The 19797-nt window shown below is 61.0% G+C and carries 20 protein-coding genes and 1 tRNA gene; 1 reads left to right on the top strand and 20 read right to left on the bottom strand.

The window, feature by feature from the left end:
* Positions 1-114: 114 nt before the first annotated feature.
* From IH971_05400 to IH971_05470, 15 genes are all read right to left on the bottom strand, one after another.
* Positions 115-1563, bottom strand: a complete 1449-nt coding sequence (locus IH971_05400; GenBank protein MCH7497270.1) for a hypothetical protein — start codon at positions 1561-1563, stop codon at positions 115-117.
* Between the two features lie 174 nt (positions 1564-1737).
* On the bottom strand, positions 1738-3603 hold the full coding sequence (locus tag IH971_05405; GenBank protein MCH7497271.1) for an excinuclease ABC subunit C: 1866 nt from the start codon (positions 3601-3603) through the stop codon (positions 1738-1740).
* The gene (mce, locus tag IH971_05410; protein MCH7497272.1) at positions 3588-3992 is read right to left on the bottom strand and encodes a methylmalonyl-CoA epimerase; all 405 of its coding nucleotides are present in this window, start codon (positions 3990-3992) and stop codon (positions 3588-3590) included. Before mce ends, IH971_05405 begins: the two co-directional genes overlap by 16 nt.
* Positions 3993-4008: 16 nt before the next feature.
* The gene (locus tag IH971_05415) at positions 4009-5499 is read right to left on the bottom strand and encodes an aldehyde dehydrogenase family protein (GenBank protein MCH7497273.1); all 1491 of its coding nucleotides are present in this window, start codon (positions 5497-5499) and stop codon (positions 4009-4011) included.
* A gap of 12 nt (positions 5500-5511) precedes the next feature.
* Entirely contained in the window at positions 5512-6285 is a 774-nt protein-coding gene (locus tag IH971_05420; GenBank protein MCH7497274.1) for an enoyl-CoA hydratase/isomerase family protein, read from the bottom strand.
* A 27-nt stretch (positions 6286-6312) separates the two neighbouring features.
* Entirely contained in the window at positions 6313-7719 is a 1407-nt protein-coding gene (locus IH971_05425; GenBank protein ID MCH7497275.1) for a TrkH family potassium uptake protein, read from the bottom strand.
* A 67-nt stretch (positions 7720-7786) separates the two neighbouring features.
* Positions 7787-9133 carry a Trk system potassium transporter TrkA gene (trkA, locus tag IH971_05430; GenBank protein ID MCH7497276.1) on the bottom strand — a complete coding sequence of 449 codons (1347 nt, stop codon included), beginning with the start codon at positions 9131-9133 and terminating at the stop codon, positions 7787-7789.
* A gap of 1 nt (position 9134) precedes the next feature.
* Entirely contained in the window at positions 9135-10160 is a 1026-nt protein-coding gene (locus IH971_05435) for a low specificity L-threonine aldolase (protein ID MCH7497277.1), read from the bottom strand.
* 4 nt (positions 10161-10164) lie between these two features.
* The gene (locus IH971_05440) at positions 10165-10332 is read right to left on the bottom strand and encodes a hypothetical protein (GenBank protein ID MCH7497278.1); all 168 of its coding nucleotides are present in this window, start codon (positions 10330-10332) and stop codon (positions 10165-10167) included.
* Between the two features lie 32 nt (positions 10333-10364).
* Positions 10365-11627, bottom strand: a complete 1263-nt coding sequence (gene murA, locus IH971_05445; protein ID MCH7497279.1) for a UDP-N-acetylglucosamine 1-carboxyvinyltransferase — start codon at positions 11625-11627, stop codon at positions 10365-10367.
* On the bottom strand, positions 11620-13299 hold the full coding sequence (gene recN / locus IH971_05450; GenBank protein ID MCH7497280.1) for a DNA repair protein RecN: 1680 nt from the start codon (positions 13297-13299) through the stop codon (positions 11620-11622). The genes murA and recN overlap by 8 nt, the downstream gene beginning before the upstream one ends.
* Positions 13274-13648 carry a VanZ family protein gene (vanZ, locus tag IH971_05455; protein MCH7497281.1) on the bottom strand — a complete coding sequence of 125 codons (375 nt, stop codon included), beginning with the start codon at positions 13646-13648 and terminating at the stop codon, positions 13274-13276. Before vanZ ends, recN begins: the two co-directional genes overlap by 26 nt.
* Positions 13645-15183 (bottom strand): NAD(P)H-hydrate dehydratase, encoded by a 1539-nt coding sequence (locus tag IH971_05460; GenBank protein ID MCH7497282.1) that lies wholly within the window; start codon positions 15181-15183, stop codon positions 13645-13647. The genes vanZ and IH971_05460 overlap by 4 nt, the downstream gene beginning before the upstream one ends.
* Positions 15180-15533: a holo-ACP synthase gene (acpS, locus tag IH971_05465; protein ID MCH7497283.1), complete on the bottom strand. Its 354-nt coding sequence runs from the start codon at positions 15531-15533 to the stop codon at positions 15180-15182. Before acpS ends, IH971_05460 begins: the two co-directional genes overlap by 4 nt.
* Positions 15530-15700 (bottom strand): hypothetical protein, encoded by a 171-nt coding sequence (locus tag IH971_05470; protein ID MCH7497284.1) that lies wholly within the window; start codon positions 15698-15700, stop codon positions 15530-15532. The genes acpS and IH971_05470 overlap by 4 nt, the downstream gene beginning before the upstream one ends.
* Positions 15701-15880: 180 nt before the next feature.
* On the opposite strand from IH971_05470, the gene IH971_05475 reads away from it, so the two are divergent.
* The gene (locus tag IH971_05475) at positions 15881-16171 is read left to right on the top strand and encodes a hypothetical protein (protein MCH7497285.1); all 291 of its coding nucleotides are present in this window, start codon (positions 15881-15883) and stop codon (positions 16169-16171) included.
* A gap of 205 nt (positions 16172-16376) precedes the next feature.
* Here the strand turns inward: IH971_05475 and IH971_05480 are convergent, their stop codons facing one another.
* The 5 genes from IH971_05480 to IH971_05500 all read right to left on the bottom strand — a co-directional run bounded on the left by IH971_05480 (position 16377) and on the right by IH971_05500 (position 19792).
* Positions 16377-16754, bottom strand: a complete 378-nt coding sequence (locus tag IH971_05480; GenBank protein MCH7497286.1) for a hypothetical protein — start codon at positions 16752-16754, stop codon at positions 16377-16379.
* A gap of 300 nt (positions 16755-17054) precedes the next feature.
* Positions 17055-18377, bottom strand: coding sequence for a tetratricopeptide repeat protein (locus tag IH971_05485; protein MCH7497287.1), 1323 nt, complete (start codon positions 18375-18377; stop codon positions 17055-17057).
* Positions 18378-18565: 188 nt separating this feature from the next.
* A tRNA-Leu gene (locus tag IH971_05490) sits at positions 18566-18649 on the bottom strand.
* 34 nt (positions 18650-18683) lie between these two features.
* Positions 18684-19052: a preprotein translocase subunit SecG gene (secG, locus tag IH971_05495; protein ID MCH7497288.1), complete on the bottom strand. Its 369-nt coding sequence runs from the start codon at positions 19050-19052 to the stop codon at positions 18684-18686.
* Complete coding sequence (locus IH971_05500) at positions 19049-19792, bottom strand: triose-phosphate isomerase (GenBank protein ID MCH7497289.1); 744 nt, start codon at positions 19790-19792, stop codon at positions 19049-19051. Before IH971_05500 ends, secG begins: the two co-directional genes overlap by 4 nt.
* Positions 19793-19797 lie beyond the last annotated feature (5 nt).

The following is a 19797-nucleotide window of genomic DNA, read 5'->3' on the forward strand; positions in this document are numbered from 1 at the left end:
TGTACCGGGACTTCCCGGATGCGTTCCGCAGTGATTACCAGGGTACTACCCAAAGATAGCGGAGCGAGGCGCATCATCGGTCGTTCCCATGTGGGTGATATTCCTTGCCGGCCCTCAAGCGGCACTCAATTCCAATGATGCGAAGATCTGATCAATCGAGTCGGGCTGGAGAGCCCATCGGTATGCAGGGTGAACTTCCCATGCGAATCCGAAATCAACAAACTCATTCGAAAGGTACCGATTCTCCTCGAAGTACATGCGGACTATTCCGTCTTCGGTTTCCTTGCGCGCGGTGAGGAAATTGATTTTGTAAAGGAAGGCAGCCAATTCCTTCTGGGTAGCGACTTTTTTGTTAGCAAAGCGAAATTCACCCGACTGCCGAATGTCATTTATCTTCTGAAGCAATTGTCCCGTATCATAGACATAGCCAACCTTGGTGCGCCTCTCCTTCTTGGCGGGCTTCATACTCAAGATCAGACGCTCAATATCCGCGAGTTCAGATCTGAATTCGTTGATTGTATCTTGGATTCGGCCCTGGGAATACTCGGTAAAAATCTCGCGGAAATTCTGAGTATATAATTTTTCAAATCGATGTTCCCGCGCATTCCGGGCGGCGAGCGTACAAAGCTTCACAAGATCACGAGGCCTTTTACGAATAAGTGACATTAGAATTCTGTGCATTGGAGCGTTCTTCCATTTCCCTTCGCCAGCAAACCGTAACTCCATCACAGGTGAAAGATAACGTGCAAGGTTGCGCTGCGGCTCCTTGAGAAGATATTGCTCATCAATCGTACGACCAAAGAACGTCTCAATGCGTTTTATAAGTAGGACAAATATCTCGTGATTTGTCCATGTCTGCCAAATGACAGAGCCCTCAATCTTATCAGTGGACTCATCCGATGTCCGAACAAGGTAATAGACATCCGACCGGAGGCTTACACGAACGCGGATTCCGCGATTCTCATTGATCAAGTCACGAACAGCATTCAATAATGCCGAGATTCTGACAACGTCCTGGCGCCGCCCTTCCCAGCCTCTATCAAGATCATCAATGTAGACCGTCAGCACGCTATTTTTGAGGAATTGAGTGACTAGATGCTGGTTGGTTGCGTCAAGCTTCAGATTGTCCGGTTCTCTGAAGGAATTCTTAAGAAATTCGAGAACTCCACCTCCGAATTGCTTCAGTTTGCTGGATATCCCAGCTCCCGATCTGCCAAACGAACGTAGCACGTTGGAGGCGATGATTTCGACCAAACCGAGCTTCCATGCGCGCACGGTTTTCAGAAAATCAGTTGTATCGGTGCCAAGCTCGGCAATATCGTCTGGCTTGATGAGCACTGCGATTCTGCCCTGCTCCCTATCCTCTGCTATGGCAATAGCAAATAGCGCAGATTTCCCAATGCCTTTGTGGCCAACAAGAATTCGGAGCGAAAGGTCGGTTGCCACATGGTCATAAGTGGCGGTCTTGAAATAGTAGTCTCGAAGGCGCTCCGGGTCTTCATCCTCCGCTGCCTCATGGCCGAAAAGCGCCTGAATTTCGGTTTCCGAGAATGTTAGTGTCATTACGAATTCGCCTCCTGCTTAGCCTAACCAAATAATTCTTTGCCGCTACTCGATCTTGAATTTTGAGTCCATTCTCTCGACAATCATATCGCGATTCGTTGGCGATGCCAACTCTTTGATTCATGCCTTCTGGCCGAAATGTATGACGCGGGGCTCCGGTAGCGCAACTGGTGTTCAGTTCTCGTTATCCGCATCCCCCACCTCCCCCCTCACCTCCCGCGCCCGCGCCTTGACCGCCTCCCCTACCGCCTGCGGCAGCCCGGCCCGCTCCGCGATTTCACCGGCACCGGCCTTTGCGATGGCCTCCAGTGAATCAAACACTGTCCAGATGGCCTTGAGGCGCTTCGGGCCCACGCCGGGGACGTCGTCCAGGACGGAGGTGGTCATGGCCTTGCCGCGCTGCTGGCGGTGGAAGGTGATGGCAAAGCGGTGGGCCTCGTCCCGTACCCGGCGGAGGAGCAACAGGCCGGGCGAGGATTTGGGTATGTTGAACGGCTCCGCGTGGCCGGGGCGGTAGACCTCTTCCAGCCGCTTGGCCAGCCCGATGACCGGCACGTAGGAGAGCCCCAGATCGTTCAGGGCGGCCTTGGCCATGGAGAGCTGCCCCTTGCCGCCATCGATGAGGACCAGATCGGGCAGGGGTGTGCCTTCGTCCAGCACCCGGCGGTAGCGGCGGGTGACCACCTCGTGCATGGAAGCGTAGTCGTCCGCGCCGGTGACGGTCTTGATGTGGTACTTGCGGTAGTCCCCCTTCCTGGGCCTGCCATCCACGAAGCAGACCATGGCCGAGACGGGCTGGGCGCCCTGGATGTTGGAGTTGTCAAAACCCTCGATGCGCCGGGGCGGCACCTCCAGTCCCAGATCTTCCTGCAGGCGCTCTACGGATGAGGGCAGCAGCTCCCGCCGCCGGGCCTTGTGCAGCTTGATCTCGTTCAGCATGAGGGTGGCGTTCCGCATGGCCATGCGCACGAGGCGGGCTTTCTCCCCCCGCTGGGCATGGACCAGGCGGACCTTGCGCCCCGCCCGCTCGGTGAGCCAGCCCTCCAGCGCCGGGCGGTCATCCGCGGCCTCGGGCACCACCACTTCGCCGGGAATGAACGCCGCCTGACTGTAGTAGAGCTTCAGGAAGCCGTAAAAGTTGTCCTTGCGGTCTTGCGGGTCGGCCACCGCCAGGTCAAATTTCTCTTTCCCCAGCAGCCGGCCCTGGCGCACGCGCAGGACAACTCCCACGCCGTAGCTGCTGGCGCTGTCCACCGCCAGGATATCGCGATCGGCGGGATCGCGGGTGACCACCTTTTGACGCCGGGCATAATGCTGCAGGGCGCGGAGCTGGTCCCGGCGCTGGCCGGCGTCCTCGAAGCGCAGCCCCGCTGAGGCGGCATCCATCTCGCGCCGGAGGCGGGCCGTAATTTCATCCGAGCGCCCCTGAAGAAAGGCCACCACCTGCTTCATCATGTCCTGGTAGTGGCCCTGGCTCACCAGTCCCTCGCAAGGCCCCTCGCACCGTTTGATGTGGTAGTCCAGGCAGACCTTGTGCACCCGCTGCTTGATGGTGTCAGCCGTAATGTGGTAGGTACAGGTGCGGATGGGGAAAATCTTGTGCAACACCTGGAGAGTCTCGCGCAGGTGCTTTACGTCGGTATACGGCCCCAGGTACTGGCCGCCGTCCTGGACGAGGCGTCGCGTGATGAGCACCTGGGGGTAGGGCTCGGCGGTGATGCGGATGTAGGGGAAGGACTTGTCATCCTTGAGCAGGATGTTGTAGCGCGGTTGGTGGTGTCGTACCAGATCCTGCTCCGCCACGAGGGCATCCTTTTCGCTGCCCAGCACGATCCAGTCCAGATCGGCGATCTTGGGCACCATGCGCTGCGTCTTGAAGTCTTTGCCCGCCGGGGACCGGAAGTAGGAACTCACCCGGTTGCGGAGCACCTTGGCCTTGCCGATGTAGATGATGGTCCCGTGGGCATCCTTGAAGAGGTAGACCCCCGGCGAACGCGGGAGACGCTTACGCTTTTCCGCGAGGGTCAGGGTTTCTGGCACAGTTCCACCAGGACACCGGCGGTGGAACGGGGGTGCAGAAAGGCAATCAGATGGCCCTCAGCGCCGGGTCTTGGTTCCCGGTCAATCAGCTCGACACCCTCCGCCTGGAGATGCTCCAGCCACGCCCTCAGGTCGTCCACCAGGAAAGCGATATGATGCAGACCGGGCCCCCGCTTTTCCAGGAAGCGCGCGATGGGGGCATCGGCGGAGGTGGCCCTGAGGAGCTCAACCTTGCCGGCACCCGTATCGAAAATATCGGTGATGACCTGCTGGCCGGGCACCTCCTCCGTGGTGTGGTCGCGAATGCCCAGCAGCTGCGAAAATACGCGCGCCGGTTCGTCTGCGTCCTCAACGGCCACAGCCACGTGCTCGATGCCGAGAACTTTCATGGCTTATGCCGGCCGCCTAGCCGTACCACCAGCGCATGCAGCGTTGCATCCAGCCGCGGGACCTGGCGCCCATGCCGTACCACCAGAGTTCCGCCGGCAGGAGCACGCGGCTGCCCACCACCGCCTGTTGCTGTGAGAAACTCAGCAGACCCTCGCGGCCATGCAAGCGGCCCAGTCCGCTGTTCCGCCAGCCCCCGAAGGGCAACGAGGCCATGCCGAACTGCACGATTACATCGTTGATGGCCACCGAGCCGCAGGCCAGTTGCCGGGCCACACGGCGGCCCCGGCGCTCGCTGCCGGTGAAAATGTACGCGCTGAGGCCGAAGCGGCTGTCGTTGGCCTGCCGTATAGCCTCTTCTTCCGAGGCCACCGACATGATCGCCAGCTCGGGGCCGAAGGTCTCCTCGGTCATGATGGTCATGCTGTGGTCCACGTTGGTGATGACCGCCGGGGGCAGTTGGCGTCCGTTGTCGGAACCAAAGCGTTCAATCCGCGCGCCCTTGGATTCGGCGTCCCGCAGGTGCCCCTTGATCCTGTCGACCTGGCTGTCGACGGTAACGGGACCCATGACGGCGCTGGGTTGGCCGTCGGTGGCCAGTTTTTGCGCCTCCGCCCTGACCATATGGAGAAACCGATCATAGACCGAGGCCAACACATAGACCCGTTCCACGGCCACACAGGTCTGCCCGGCGTTGGTGAAGCCGCCCCAGACGGCGGCCTTGGCGGCGCGGCTGAGGTTGGCGTCGTCCAGAACGATCATGGGGTCCTTGCCGCCCAGCTCCAGGATGGCCGGTTTCAAGCGGGCGGCGCAGGCCTGGCCAACGGCTGCGCCCACCTTGGAGCTGCCGGTGAAGCAGATAATATCGCTGAGGGGCGAGCTGACCAGGTGCTGCCCCACCGCCCCTGCGCCCAACACGATGCTGAATAGCTCGGGCCTGCCGGTGGCGGCATCGAAAATCTCCTTGAGGAGCAGCGCGGAAAGGCTGGTGTATTCGGACGGTTTGGCGACTACGGCGTTGCCCGCCAGCAGGGCCTCCACCACCGGCCCCACCACCAACACAAAGGGATAGTTCCACGGTGCGATGATCACCGCCACGCCGTAGGGCCGGTAGTCCACGTAGCCGCGCTTATGGAGCAGGGCCCCGCTGGGGCGATACTCGCGGCGCAGCGTTCGTCCGGCTTCCCGCTCGCCAAACCGAATCAGCTCCAGGGCGCCAAATATTTCCAGCAGGGCCTCGGGCTGAGTCTTGCCCGTTTCGGCGCAAATGGTCGCTACCAGGTCGTCCAGTCGTCGAGCCAGGGCCTTGCGGAACCGCCGCACCAGGCGTACCCGCTCGCTCATTGCGGAGCGGTTATAACTGGCGGCCGCCTGCCGCAGATTCTCAAGCACCTGGTCCACCGCTTCCAGGCTGTGGCAATCCAGTTCCCCAAGGGACTCGCCGGTGCGGGGATTGTAGCATTTCAGGCGCACCTGGCCGGAGGGGAGGGTTGCGATGGTGGCGCTCATCTTGGCAGCCGCCTACTTGCCCACAAAATTCGGTTTCCGCTTCTCAATAAATGCCGCGACCCCTTCCCGCATGTCCTCTGTAGCGAAAGTCTGTTCGAAGAGACGGGCTTCATTTGCCAGACCCTCACTCAGGGGCAGGTCCAAGCCTTGGTTCACCGCCTGCAGGGTGAGCGCTACGGCCAGAGGCGCCCCCTGGGCGATCTGGGCAGCCAGTTTGCCACAGGCGGGCAGCAGGTCAGCGGGCGAGGTAACCATATTCACCAAGCCGATACGCAGGGCCTCCTGGGCGGTCACCCGGCGTCCGGTGGTGAGCAGCTCCAGCGCCATACCCTTGCCCACCAGCCGGGGCAAGCGCTGTGAGCCGCCGAAGCCGGCCATGATGCCCAGGTGCACCTCGGGCTGACCGAAGCTGGCCGTGTCCGCGGCCACGCGCAGGTGACACGCGAGGGCCAGCTCGCAGCCACCGCCCAGGGCAAAACCGTTCACCGCAGCGATGACCGGCTTGGGCAGGTCCTCGATTTTTTGGGCTACAGCCTGTCCCCGCAGGGCAAAGTCCCGCGCGCCGGCGGGGCTGAGCCGGGGAAACTCCTTGATGTCGGCCCCAGCGATGAAGGCCTGCTCCCCCGCCCCCGTGATGGCCACCGCGCGGACCTCGTCAACGTTGACCTCATCCAGAGCACTTGAGAGCTCATCCATGACCTGCTCGTTCAGGGCATTCAGGGCCTCCTGCCGGTCGATGGTAATGGTCGCCAGAGGGCCGTCGATAGCGATGCGCACATAAGCCATAGGGGACATCCTCGTTAATTGCCGGCGCTATTTCCAGAACGTACGGCTGAAAAGGACCATGACGGTGAAAATCTCGAGCCGGCCCAAGAGCATGGCAAAGCAGAGCAGCCACTTGGCGCCATCGGCCAGGTGGGCATAGTTATCATGCGGCCCCAGCGAGCCGAAGGCCGGGCCGATGTTTCCGATGGCAGATGCAGCCGCCGTGAGCGCCGATACCATGTCGAGCTGGAAAAAGCTCAGCGCCAGTGCCACCACGAGAAAAAGGCCCAGGTATAACAGGATAAACCCCAGGGTGTTCCGAATCACTTCATCGGGGATCATCTGGTCGCCCACTTTCACCGGAATGATGCCATGGGGGTGGATCAATTTGCGAACCTCGGCCACGATGTATTTGACCACCACAAGCAGGCGCACAACCTTGATGCCGCCGCCGGTGGACCCCGCCGAACCGCCGATAAAAAACAGGGCAAAGACCAGCATCTGGGCGAAAGTGGACCACGATTCATAGTCCACCGTGCCGAAGCCGGTGGTAGTGGTAATGGATACAGCCACGAAGAGGGCATGGCGGAGGCTGTACTCACCCCAGCCGTAATTGTTCATGGCGATATCCCCAAAAATCAACAGCGTAAAGATTCCTATAATGCTCAGGAAGAAGTAGAGTTCGCGGTTACCCCGGTAGCGGTTGACCCGGTTCAGGATAAGTTTGCCGTGGAGGGTAAAGTTGATGCCGGCCACGAGCATGAAGAAGATCACCACGTACTGAATGTAGGCCGTTTGGGCGCTGATGCTGTCGCTATTGATGGAGAAGCCACCGGTGGCCATGGTGGTGAAAGTGTGGGTCAGGCTGCTGAACCAGGAGAGGCCACCCAGCCGCAACAGCCCAGCTTCGGCGGCACTAATGATCAGGTAGGTCAGCCAGAGCGTCTTGGCGGTCTGCTGGATGCGTGGCTGGATGCGATCGACGGTCGGGCCGGGCACCTCGGCCCGCAGCAGGGAGGTGCCGCCCATGCCCATGAGAGGCAGAATGGCCACGGAAAACATGATGATCCCCATGCCGCCAATCCATTGGATGAAGGCCCGCCAGAAGAGCAGCCCCCGCGGCATGCTTTCGATGCCCAGGGGCAGGTGGGGGTGCCGGACGGGGTCGCCCAGAATGGTGGCACCGGTGGTGCTGAGGCCCGACATGGCCTCGAAAAAGGCATCCGTAAAACTGGGGATGGCGCCAGAAATGAAAAAGGGGAGGGCGGCAAAGAATGCCAGCGTGATCCAGCCTAGGGCGACAATGGCAAAACCATCCCGGCCGGTAAGATTATAGCGCCCACGGGTGAGGAAGTAGCCCGGCACCCCCAGCCCCACGCACAGGCCGCTTGATTTCAGAATGGCAGGCAGATCGCCATCGTCGAAATACCAGGCCCAAACGGCGCTCAGCAGCATGGAGATGCCCAGAAAGACGATGAGAATGAAGAGAATGCTGAAGACGGCCTTCCTGTTCACGGCTGGCCTAGCTGAAGTACTTTTGGACCTTCTCGACCTCGTCATCCCTGGCAAAGACGAGGACGCGATCCCCGGAAAGGATCCGGCTGTGGCCGCCGGGAATTTCGATCTGGTCGCCGCGCATGACGGCTCCCAGAACCACGTCATCCGGAAGACCCACATCCCGGAGAGGCTTTTTGGTAATCTTGCTGCCTGCTTGGGTTACGATCTCCACGGCATCCAATTTCAAATCCTCAAAGCTGCTCACCGACCGTTCACCGCTGGATTTGATGACCCGTAGAATCGCCTCCACCGTAGCCATGTTCTTGCTGATGGCAGCATCGATGCCGATGCGGCGAGCAATGGGGAGATAGCTGGTGGTGGCCAGGTGCACGATGACATGCTGAGCCCCCAGCTGTTTGGCCAGCAGTCCGGTGAGCAAGTTGGTCTGCTCATCCTGGGTTACCGCGATAAAACTGTCCATCTCATCAATATTCTCGGCCAGGAGAAAGTCTATGTCGGTGCCGTCGCCATGCAGGACGAGGGTTTCAGTGAGGCTGGGCGCAATTTCCCAGGCCTTGCTCTTGTTGGAATCAACCAATTTGACGTCAAGGTCATCCTGCAGGCGGCTGGCAAGATTGCGGCCAATTTTCCCGGCACCCAGTATCATGACGCGCTTGACTTCCCGGGAAGGCTTGCCCAGCATGGTCACGATGCGGGAAACGTGGCCGGCCTCAGCCAGCACGTACACGATGTCCCCGGCCTGATAGGTGGTGCTGGAGCGGGGCGTAAAATGGTTGCCGCCCCGGTCGATGGCGATAACCATGTGCGGGGCCGCGTTACGGGCGCTGGAAACATCGGCGACGGTGCGGTCTACCAGGACAGACGACGGCTCCAGCAACACGCCCACCAACTGGAGCCGGCCGGCCTCGAATTCCTTCACATCGGTGGCCGAACTCTGCCGCAACAGCCGCTCGACCTCCTCCACCGCCGCCAACTCGGGGTGGATCACTTCGTCAATGCCGAACTGCGCCGGCTCAATGATCGCCTTGGGGGAGGTGTACTCGGTGTTGCGGAGCCGCGCAATGACCGTCCGGGCGCCCAGTTTTTTCGCCATCTGGCTGGCCACCAGATTGACCTCGTCAATGCGGGTGAGGGCCAGAAATATGTCGGCCCTGTCAACCTGGGCGCTTCGCAGAATGAAGGGCGACGCGCCGTTACCTTCCAGCGTGTTGACATCCAATGTTTCGCTGGCCCGCTTCACCTTTTCGGCCTTGTTGTCAACAACGGTAATATCGTGGTCTTCCCGGCTGAGCTCCTTGGCCAGATTGAAGCCCACCTCGCCTGCCCCGATAATGACAATCCTGAGCGACACCTCAGCCTAACACCTTTCGGAACGCCTTGATGGCCCGGTCCACGTCCTGATCATCGATGTCCCGATGCGCGACCATGCGCAGTTTCTGCCGGCCGACGGCAAAGCAAAGCAGCCCCTCGGATTTGAACCTGGACTCGATGTCGGCACCCGTACCCAGAGAATCATCCACCGCGAAGATAATAATGTTGGTGTGGACGTCTTCAGGATTCAGCTTGACTCCAGCCAGCAGGGCCAGGGCCTCGGCCAGCTCCCTGGCACGGCGGTGGTCCTCAGCCAGATCGTCCACATGGTGGCGAATGGCATAGAGGGCCCCGGCAGCGATGATGCCGGCTTCGCGCATGCCCCCGCCAAACACCTTCCGGTACCGATGGGCCCGCGCGACGAAGTCTTCCGTGCCGCAAAGCACCGATCCCACCGGCGCTCCCAACCCCTTGGAGAGGCAGATAGAGACCGAATCAAACGGTGCGGCCCAGTCACTGGCGGAGATCCCGCTGACCACGACGGCATTCATCAGCCGGGCGCCATCCAAATGCAGGCGCAGGTCGTGCTGACGGGCCACCTGGGCCACGCGACGCAGCTCCTCAAACGGAAATATGGTGCCGCCGGCCCGGTTATGCGTGTTTTCGATGGACACCAGTTTGGTAGGCGGTACATGCACATTGGGGGGTCGAATGGCCTCCACCAGTTGATCGGCGGTAAAAGCACCCAAAACTCCCTGGATGGGCCCCAGCTGCACCTGGCTGTGAAAGGCCGGCCCGCCGGCTTCGTAGTTCATGATATGGGCGCCAACTTCGCAGATGACCTCATCGCCGGGCTGGGTGTGTGCCTTGATGGCGATCTGATTCGCCATGGTGCCGGAGGGAACATACAGCCCCGCCTCCTTGCCCAGCAGCTGCGCCACTTCAATCTGCAGTTCATTGACGGTGGGATCTTCCCCGAACACGTCATCGCCCACCGGCGCCTGGGCCATGGCCTCCCGCATGGCGGGCGTTGGCACAGTGACTGTGTCGCTACGCAGGTCAATCATGGCGCTACGCGACGCGGAAGTCGCCCGCGAGGTGCAAATACGTTAGGGAGGCGAGGGGTGCATAGTCCTCCAGCGGTGGGATGCCAGCCAGCGGGGTGGCAAGCCGGTGGATGATCGTGCGAATGCGATGTCCCGTCAGTTTGACAAGGGTCACCATTTTCAATCGGCCCAAAGTACAGCCATACACACGAGGAATCAACTGTTCTACGCCTGGATTTCCCCTCGTATCCGCTCTATGCGGGCGCCCAGCGCGGAGAACTTTTTCTCGATGGCTTCGTAGCCCCGGTCAATGTGGTAGACGCGCGAAATTTCCGTGCTGCCGCGGGCTGCCAGGGCGGCCAGGAGCAGGGCGGCGCTGGCCCGGATATCGGTGGACATCACGGGCGCACCGATGAGCGGGGTGGGGCCCGCAACCAGCGCCTGATTTCCCTCTACCTTGATCATGGCCCCCAGCCGTACCAATTCGGGCACGTGGGTGAACCGGTCGCTGTAAATCGTGTCCCGGATGGCGCTGGTGCCCTCCGCCTGGCTCATCAACACGATCCATTGGGCCTGCAGGTCGGTGGGATAGCCGGGATAGGGCTTGGTGACAATATCCACGGGTATGAGGGAGGCAGGCCGGGAAATTTCAAGGCTGCCATCGGTCTGCCGGATGAGCGCACCAGCAGCTTTCAAATGGTTGAGCACGGCAGCCACGTGATCCTCGCGTGCGCCGGTGATCTTGAGCCCGTCACCCAGCAGGGCGCCGGCAATGAGAAACGTCGCGGCCTCGATGCGGTCCGGGATAATGGCGTACTCTGCGCCGTGGAGTTCCGGCTGTCCCACAATGATCAGGGTCGTGGTACCGATGCCCTCTATCTGTGCGCCCAGCGCCTGGAGGAAGTGGGCCAGCGCCGTGATTTCAGGCTCCCGGGCGGCGTTGGTGATCACGGTCTCGCCCTCTGCGCGCACGGCGGCCATGAGCGTATTGCCCGTCGCTCCAACGCTGCTGGTCTCGAAGTGAATGGCGGCACCTTTCAATCGGCCCCGCCCGATGATGTAACCCTCTTCCAGGCTGATATCAGCACCCAGCAGCTGCAGGGCCTTCAAATGCAGGTCCACCGGCCGGGGGCCCCAGTTGCAACCGCCCGGCAGCGAGACCCGGCACCGCCCAAACCTGGCCAGGAGCGGTCCCAGCACGTAAAACGAAGCCCGCATGGTCTTGACCAGTTCGTAGGGCGCTTCAGTTTTGTCGCAGTTGGTGGTGTCGATCTCCATGCGGTTGTTTTGAAAACTCAGCCGGGCGCCGATGAGACCCATGAGGCGTGCCATGGTCAGCGTGTCCCGCAGATGGGGGACATTGGTCAGGACATAACGATCGGGCCACAGGATGGTAGCCGCCATAATGGGCAGGGCGGCATTTTTGGCGCCGGATACGCTGATCTCGCCCGACAACGAGTGGCCACCCTCAATGACAAACTTATCCATGGCTGTTCACCGATGCCTTGCGCGACGAGGGGGCCAGGAGCTCCGCCGCCTGGTCGAGGCCGGCGCCCGTGATTTCGGCACCGCTGAGCAAGCGGGCAATCTCACGCTGTCTGGCTGCGCCCTCAACCACGCGGACGGCACTCTCAGTGCGGCCCTCGATGACCGATTTGGAGACGGTCAAGTGGTGGTCGCCACGCGCCGCGATCTGTGGCAGGTGGGTAATCACAATGACCTGCCGGGCGCGGGCCAGTTCCTTGAGCGCCACGCCCACCAACTCAGCCGTCGAACCGGAGATGCCGCTATCGATTTCGTCGAAGATCAGGCTACCCACTTGATCGTATTCCGCCAGCACAGTTTTTATGCCCAGCATGATGCGGGACACCTCGCCACCCGAGGCGATCTTGGCCAGCGGGCGCAAATCTTCGCCTGGGTTGGGGCTGAGGTAGAATTCCACCTGGTCAAAGCCGCCGGCGTCGCTTTTGTAGGCCTGGCCATCGATCACACAGAGGCCCTTTTTGTCGGCGACATTATCCAGTCGCACCTCCATGCGCGCGCCAGGCATGTCCAGGCGGGTCAGTGTGTCCATGACGGCCTCGGCCAGCTGAACCCGGGCCACCAGTCGTTGCCGTGACAGGGCCTGGCATTCCGCGGCGTAGGCGCTGGAGAGCCGCTCCCGCTCTTCCCGCAAGCGGACCAACTGCTCATCAGAGGCATCAAAGGCGGCCAGGGCCTCCCGGAGGCTGGCCCGCTGTTTCATAGCAGACGGGATAGAGCCGCCATACTTGCGCTTGACCGTTTCCAGTTCACCCAAACGCCCCTCAATCTGCGCCAGACGTTGCGGGTCAGGGGTTACCGTCAGGCCGTAACGACCCGCCTCGTAGGCCAGGTCTTCCAGCTCAACCTTGAGTGCTGCCAGGCGTTCATGCAGCTGGCCCAGCTCCGGGGAGAGTTGCTCGTAGCGCTCCAACTGTTTGAGCAGGGCCCCCGCTTCGCCCGCCAGGGATGTCTCGTCCTTCAGCAGTCGATTTTCCACTGCGGCCAGCAGCCGGTGCAGCTCATCAGCCTGGGCCAAAAGTCTGTGTTCCCTGCCAAGCGCCTCCTCCTCCTCAAGCGAGAGGTCCGCGTCGTCCAGTTCCTTGAGCTGAAACAGCTGCAGCTGCTGGACCTCCGCAGCTCGAGCGACCTGATCCGAAAGTCGCTCAAGATCCCTGCTTACCTGGACAAGATAGCCGTAGGTATGTGCCAGCACCTCGCGGTCGGGCAGCAGTCCGGCGTAGGCGTCCAGAAAGTCGAGATGGGTCGCAACCCGCAGCAACGACTGGTGCTCATGCTGTCCATGCAGATCCACCCACGAGTTGGCCAGGGAGCTGAGCTCGTCGAGCTTGACCGGTTCATCGTTGACGAAAGTGCGTGAAGCGCCCCCCGCCCGGATTACCCGGCGGACCAGCTGACTCACGCCCCCATTGACAAATTCACCTTCCACCACTGCGGATGCTGCCCCCGTGCGGATAACGTCTGCCGATGCACGCCCACCCACCAGCAGACCCACGGCATCGATGAGGATGGACTTGCCGGCGCCCGTCTCCCCGGTGATGATGTTCAGCCCGGGACCGAAGGAGACCTCCAGCTCCCGGATGACAGCCAGATTACTGATCGAGAGGTGCTTGATCATGCTTTGCCGTTAGCCGCAGGGCAACCAGGCTGCCCGCCACGCTACCCGCCACATCTGCCACCCAGTCCCCCACACTGGCATCACGCCCGGGAATGAGCCGCTGGTAGAGCTCATCAGCGGCGCCGAAGACCGCCGCAATGAGCAAGACCGCCAGCACTACCAGCGAGAATGAGGTGAACTTCACGACCAGCACCCGGCTGATCAATACTCCAAAAATCGCATATTCGCTGAAATGGATAACTTTATCGTAGCTCAACAGCCGCACATTGGGATAGCTACTGCCGGGGATTGAAGAGAGGCCGATGATCAACAGCGCATAGAGCAAAGCCCAGCGCACGGCAGCACTCATGACCACGGGTCAAACTCAGCCAGCGCCAGCGGGAGCTGCTCCAACAGATTCGGGCTGGTGAGCCCCTGGGCGCCCAGGCTGGCGCGGGCCAGATCGCCCGCCCGGCCATGTAGCCAGACACCCATCAGGGCCGCATCGTCCGCACTGTAGCCCTGGCTCAGAAATGTGCCGATGACGCCTGAAAGTACATCGCCGCTGCCCGCGGTGGCCAGGCCCGGGTTCCCCGTGCTGTTAACGACCACGCTGCCCGTGGAGAGCAGCGTCAGTGTGGGCGCGCCCTTCAGCACTACCGTACAGGCAATGCGGGCGTGTACCTGCTCCAGCACGCCCACCGGGTCGTCCTGGACTTCGCGCAGCTCAACCCCGAAAAGTTGGGCAAATTCCTGGGCGTGAGGAGTGAGGACCAGGGGTGCTTTGGTGGCGGAAAGCAGTTCCAGTGAATCGGCATAGGGCGCCAGACCATCAGCATCGATCAAGATGGGCACCCCGGCCTGCTCTACCAGCGCAGTGACGAAGGTCAGGGTATCCGGCTCGCGGGAAAGCCCCGGCCCCACCACCAGCGCCGTGCTCCAGCCAAGGGCCTTCTTCAGCGCCGCGACATGAGCGGGCAAAAAGCGGCCCTCCTGATTGTCGGCCAGCCCCGCAGTCATCACGGCGGGCATCAGGGAGGTCACATACAGCGGTTGGAGGCTGAGCGGACAGGCCGCCAGGGCGAGACCAGCCCCCGCCAGTAGCGTGGCCTCGGCCGCCAGTACGGCCGCGCCGGTCATGCCCCGCGACCCGGCGACAACGAGTACCTTGCCCTGGCGATGCTTGAAGGTCTGGCGGGCTGGGACCCGGTTCAAAGCAGCAAAGTCCTCCCTTTGGAACTGGAAAAGCGCTGACCCCCCGCCCGCAAAATAACCGGCATCAAACCCGATGTCCGCCACCACCACCCGGCCACTGACAGCGGGGCCGGCGTTGAGCAGCAGGCCCAGTTTGGGGTAGCCCATCGTGACTGTCAAGCGGGCGTTCACCGACTCGTTCCAAACCTGTCCCGTATCACTGCCTAGGCCGGTGGGCACGTCAACGGCGAGCACGGGGCCGTCGAACGGGTGCAGGGCCTGGACCCAGGGCAGGACCGGCTCCCTGAGGGGCTGGGTCACGCCGACACCCAAGAGAGCGTCAATGACCAGGGCGTAATCGGTCCAGGTGATAGCGTGGGGCTCAGCGGACTCGCTCACCTCCAGGTCGGCCTCCAGGTACGTGGCGCCTACCACCGGGTCCTGTTCCGCGAGCGTGCCTAGCAGTTCCACCCGACAGGAATAGTCCCAGCGGTTCAGGAAACCCGCCGCCGCGATGCCATCGCCGCCGTTGTGCCCTTTCCCAGCGATGACCAGCAGGGCGCGTGAGGTGTCACCGTCGACTGCCTTGGCTGCCTCCACGGCAACGGCGCGACCCGCATTGCGCATGAGCTCGAGTTCGGTCTTGCTGCCGGCCACCACCGTATAGCTGTCCAGCCCCCGGCTGGCCTCCGTTTTAAGCACGTGCATCATGGCGCTTCCAGCACCGCCGTGGCAATGGCGTGGTGCTCAACGTGACTGATGGAAACCTGCGGCTGGGCGCTAAGACCCGCCAGGCTGACCAGGGGGGCGCCGTGGGCATCACGGTGGACCCGAATCTGCCGGAACGGGATCGGTTCCCGGTGGCCCGCTGAGTAGAGCACTTTTTTCACCGCTTCCTTGGCCGCGAAGCGGCCGGCAAAATGCAACGTAGGCCGGGCCTGGCGCTGGCAATATTCGATCTCGTCGGGGGTGAAAATGCGGGCCAGAAAACGCTCCGGCCACTTGGTCATCAGCGCACGAATACGATCCACCTCCACCAGATCGGTGCCCACGTAGATCATGTGCCGTTACGCTCCTTCACCATTGCCACCAGCTCAACCAGGTCTTCGAGATTATAGTCGGCCTCGGCATCAGCGCTACCGTCTGCGATACGCCGCATCACGGTGTCATAGCTCACCGACAGCGCAGCGGCTACTTCCTCGGGGCTATACCAGCGTTGCAAGGGCATGGGAAAAGTTACAACAGTGGCGCGGGCCGTGGGGGCGGCACTAGGACATTCCTACAGGCGAGAAACGCACTCAGGGAGCATTCTGGGGCTGATTTTCGTACTTATATTGGGCGGGATTTAATCGGACTGGTCGATGGCATGAAAGTACAGGATTCTCTAGTTCAACAAGTGGAGGAAAAAATGAGACCGATCAAGATTCATATCAAGAGTTTCATACTGGGGATAGTTATGGTACTGACAACACTTAGCTTTCTCGGACTTAAGTCCCCACAATATACAATCTACGATGTGGATGATGTGATGAGCCGGCTATCGGATTTTGAGAGCAGCTTAAGCAGTATCAAGTCTAACGTGAGCAGTATCAAGTCTAACGTGAGCAATATCGAGTCTGACGTGAGCAGTATCGAGTACGATGTGAGCAGTATCGCGTCGGGCGTGTATTGCTACGGCGGGACCGTAACCTGCGAATAACGACACTTAATACCGGAGCTAACAGAGGCAGCCTGCTACCTTCTTTTGTGGACATCCGGGCAAAGAGATGCCCAGGACCCTTCCCAAACCAAGCGAGGTTTCCACCGCAGATGGTGGGAGGGATTGGGGTCCCGGGCGAGTGATGGTACGGAGAAGGGGGGGATGTCAAGGGTGGGCGGATGAATGGCGCGAGGTCGCGGTGGCCTCAATCCACGTCGCCGGTGAAATGTATCGTCGCACTCAGGGAGTAGCGGAGGGCCGATTCCATGAGGCCGGCGACCCTCGCGAAGCTAGTCCACTGACCGCCGTCTGGGGGTGGAACGTCTTGCTGGAGATGCTCCAGGATGCCGGTGGAATCGCTACCGATGTAAATGTGGGCAGTAGCGATGGCATCGGTGGGCGTATCGCCCAGATAGGTTACCTCGAACGGGAATCGCACAACTGAATCGCGCGTCGATACGTTGATCTGCCAGAGGTGCCAGGTGAACTCCAGCCCAAAATGGGGTTCTTCCTCGGCCTGGGTGTGCTCGTCGCAGGTGAGCCCTAGAAACAGGGTGGCAAGGACGGCGACGTATCTTGTCACCACTTTATATCTCAATGTTCGCCTCATACCGATCAGTTGGCTCCCGTGCCAGCGATTTTGTTCGCCGCCTGGCACATTCTTGTACCGAACGCAGCCTGAATTTACGGCGTATCTGGCCTTAGGGGAGGACAGCTCGGCCCATAGCGACTTGAGGTCAAGCCCCCGTCGTGACGAAACGACCTTCTAAGCCGGAGTTTTGCGCCACAATTGCAGGCTAAACGCAAGCTCGATTACTTGTCACGACAGGATACCCCCGCCTTTGGGGTCGGGAGCGGGGCTTGGATGGACCGGAAATTTGCGCTACTGAGAGGAGGGGTCCAGCTGCTTGAGCTCATAGTCAGCGCTTTTGCGAATACTCGCGTCGCGGCCTTTCTTGGCCTCCCTGAAGGCGGCAATGGCTGCCTGTCGGTTGCCCAGCGCCTTATCCGCCAGGCCCTTTTCAAACCACGCATACTCAAATGACTTTTTCAGTTCCGTGCTCCGTTTGGCACTGAGCAGCGCCTGGTCAAAATCACCGAGGGCGTTATAAACATGGGCCAGCCGCCAGGCGGCTACATGACTCTTCGACTTAAGATCCACCGCGATGAGAAGGTACTTGTGGGCGCTGTCCCAACTTTTCTGCTCGCTGTAAATCTCACCCAGGTACTCGGCAGCATCCCCACTCTTCGGGTTGACCGCAAGCGCCTGTTTGAAAACCTCAACGGCCTCTTCCATCCTGGCGTCATCGCGCTTCACAACCGATCCCAGCCCCACCAGCACGCGATCTGACCGGGCATCGATGGCCAACGCCTGGCGAAAGACCGCCTCGGAATCTGCGTAGCGACCATCCCGGCGCAGAATGTTGCCCTTTTCCACGTAGGCACTGATGTAATCGGGCTTCACAGTCAGGCAACGATCCAGGGCGCCAATTGCGGCGTCAACGTCATTATCATCCCACCGCAGGTAAGCCCTGGCCAGCTGCAGGTAGGCCTGGTGAAATTCGGGATTCAGCTCGATGGTTTCCTGATAGACCTGAATCGCGGATTCCCAGTCCCTGGAGCGATACGCACGGTTGCCCAGGTTGTACTTGTCTGCGGCCAGTTTATTCAGGGCGGATCCGTAACGGGGGTCAGAGGGGTTGAGGTCCCGCGCCTGCCTGAATGCCTGGGCCGCTTCCCGTTGCAATTCCGCCTCGGCAAACGCCTTCCCCATCCCATAATAGGCGTTGGCGAAGTCGGGATGAGAATCGATAACCTGTTCGTAAATGCTGACTGCGTCCAGAAAGTCGCGCGCAGTGTAGGACCGGTGAGCGTTGCTCATCAGCGAGCTCAGGGCATCAATCCGCTCGGCATGGGCCCGGTAGTCTTCATTGCGCGGCTGGGCCTCCACAGCGGCGTCAATATGCTTCTGGGCGCCTGTCAAGTCATCCACGGTGATAGCGAGCTTGCTGAGTTCAAAGTGGGCCGGGGCATAGGTGTCATCGTGTTCCAGCACCGTTTCCAGCAGAGCGCGGGCGGCCGCCCATCTTTCCGCCGCCAGTTCTTCCCTGGCATTATCCATCAGGCCGAGCAAGTCCTGCGCTGGCAGGGCCGACATCAGGAGTGCGGCCACTGCCGTGACCCATCGAATTCGGTAACTATTCATTATGCCTCCTTTGCTCCTGTTACCCTTCGGTATATTAACACGATTGAGGCTGCAATGGCTCAGCCGATCCCTGCAGCCCAACGCACCGTCGTCTGCGCGACGCAGCGGGTCAATCACCTCCGGCGCCAGCCGCTGACCTGAGTTTTGACTCGCCAAGTACCCCCATAGCCGGCCATAGAGCGGGGCCGTGCCGAAGGCGGGACTCGAACCCGCACAGGATTACTCCCACTGCCCCCTCAAGACAGCGTGTCTACCAGTTCCACCACTTCGGCGTGAGTCGCGGTATGGTCAGGGCTGGGGTTCCGGCTACTCCCTCTCGGGTGGCACGGACAGCTCAAGCGGGCTTTCCATTGTCGGCAGCTCCATTTCCGTCACCGGCTGCAGGGGGGCTACTTCACGTTGCAGCGCCCGCTGCCGAACAACGCTGTTCTGCACGGCACCGCTGGGCCTGCCAAGGATGGAGATAAAGATTGCCAGGACCATGAAGGCAGCCGCCAAGCCTGCCGTCAAGCGGGTCATCAGCTTGTCAGCGCCCTGGCCACCAAACATGGCGGTGGAAACGCCCCCTCCCAGACTGCCTGCCAAACCGCCGCCGCGCCCCGACTGGAGGAGAATGACAATAACCAATAGTATGGACACCACCAGGAGCAAAAATATGAAGACGCCGTAAATCACGAGTTTGCCTCAGCTTTTAACAGCGAAATTTGAGCAATTTTGCAGTACTCGTCAATATCCAAGCTTGCGCCGCCCACAAGAAATCCATCCACCCCTGGCGTTCGGATGAGCTCAGCTGCGTTGGACGAGTTTACACTACCGCCATACAGGATGGCTACCTTCTCCATTGACTGGGCAGCAGAGATCGTCCCCAGCATGGTCCGGATGTGGCCGTGGGCCGCCGCCACCTGCTCCGGGTGGGCAACCACACCCGTGCCGATGGCCCAGACAGGTTCATAGGCGATAACCAAACTGTCCCCGGGCAGGGTATTCAGGGACGCCAGACCGGCTTCCAACTGTTGCCTGAGCACGGCTTCGGTGCGGCCGTCCTCGCGCTGTTCCAGGCGCTCACCCACACAGAGCATCACCTTGAGGCCGGCCGCCAGGGCAGCGGGAATCTTCGCCTCAACGTCGGCATCGCTCTCGTGGTACAGGTGGCGGCGCTCCGAATGACCGATCAAGACCCACCGGCAGCCGCAGGCAACCATCATCCCGGCTGAGATCTCGCCGGTAAACGCCCCCTCATGGGCAGGGTGCATGTGTTGGCCGCCCAGTTCGATGGCGCTCTCCTTCAACCCCTCATGGACATACCACAAGCTCGTGGCCGGCGGAAACAGCAGCAGTCTGACGCCGGGCAGCTCCCGGGCGCGGGTTTTGAGGCGACGGGCAAACTGGTAGCCCTCCTGAGGTGACTTGTGCATCTTCC

This window comes from Candidatus Neomarinimicrobiota bacterium, from assembly GCA_022560655.1.
GTDB lineage: Bacteria > Fidelibacterota > Marinisomatia > SCGC-AAA003-L08 > TS1B11 > JADFSS01.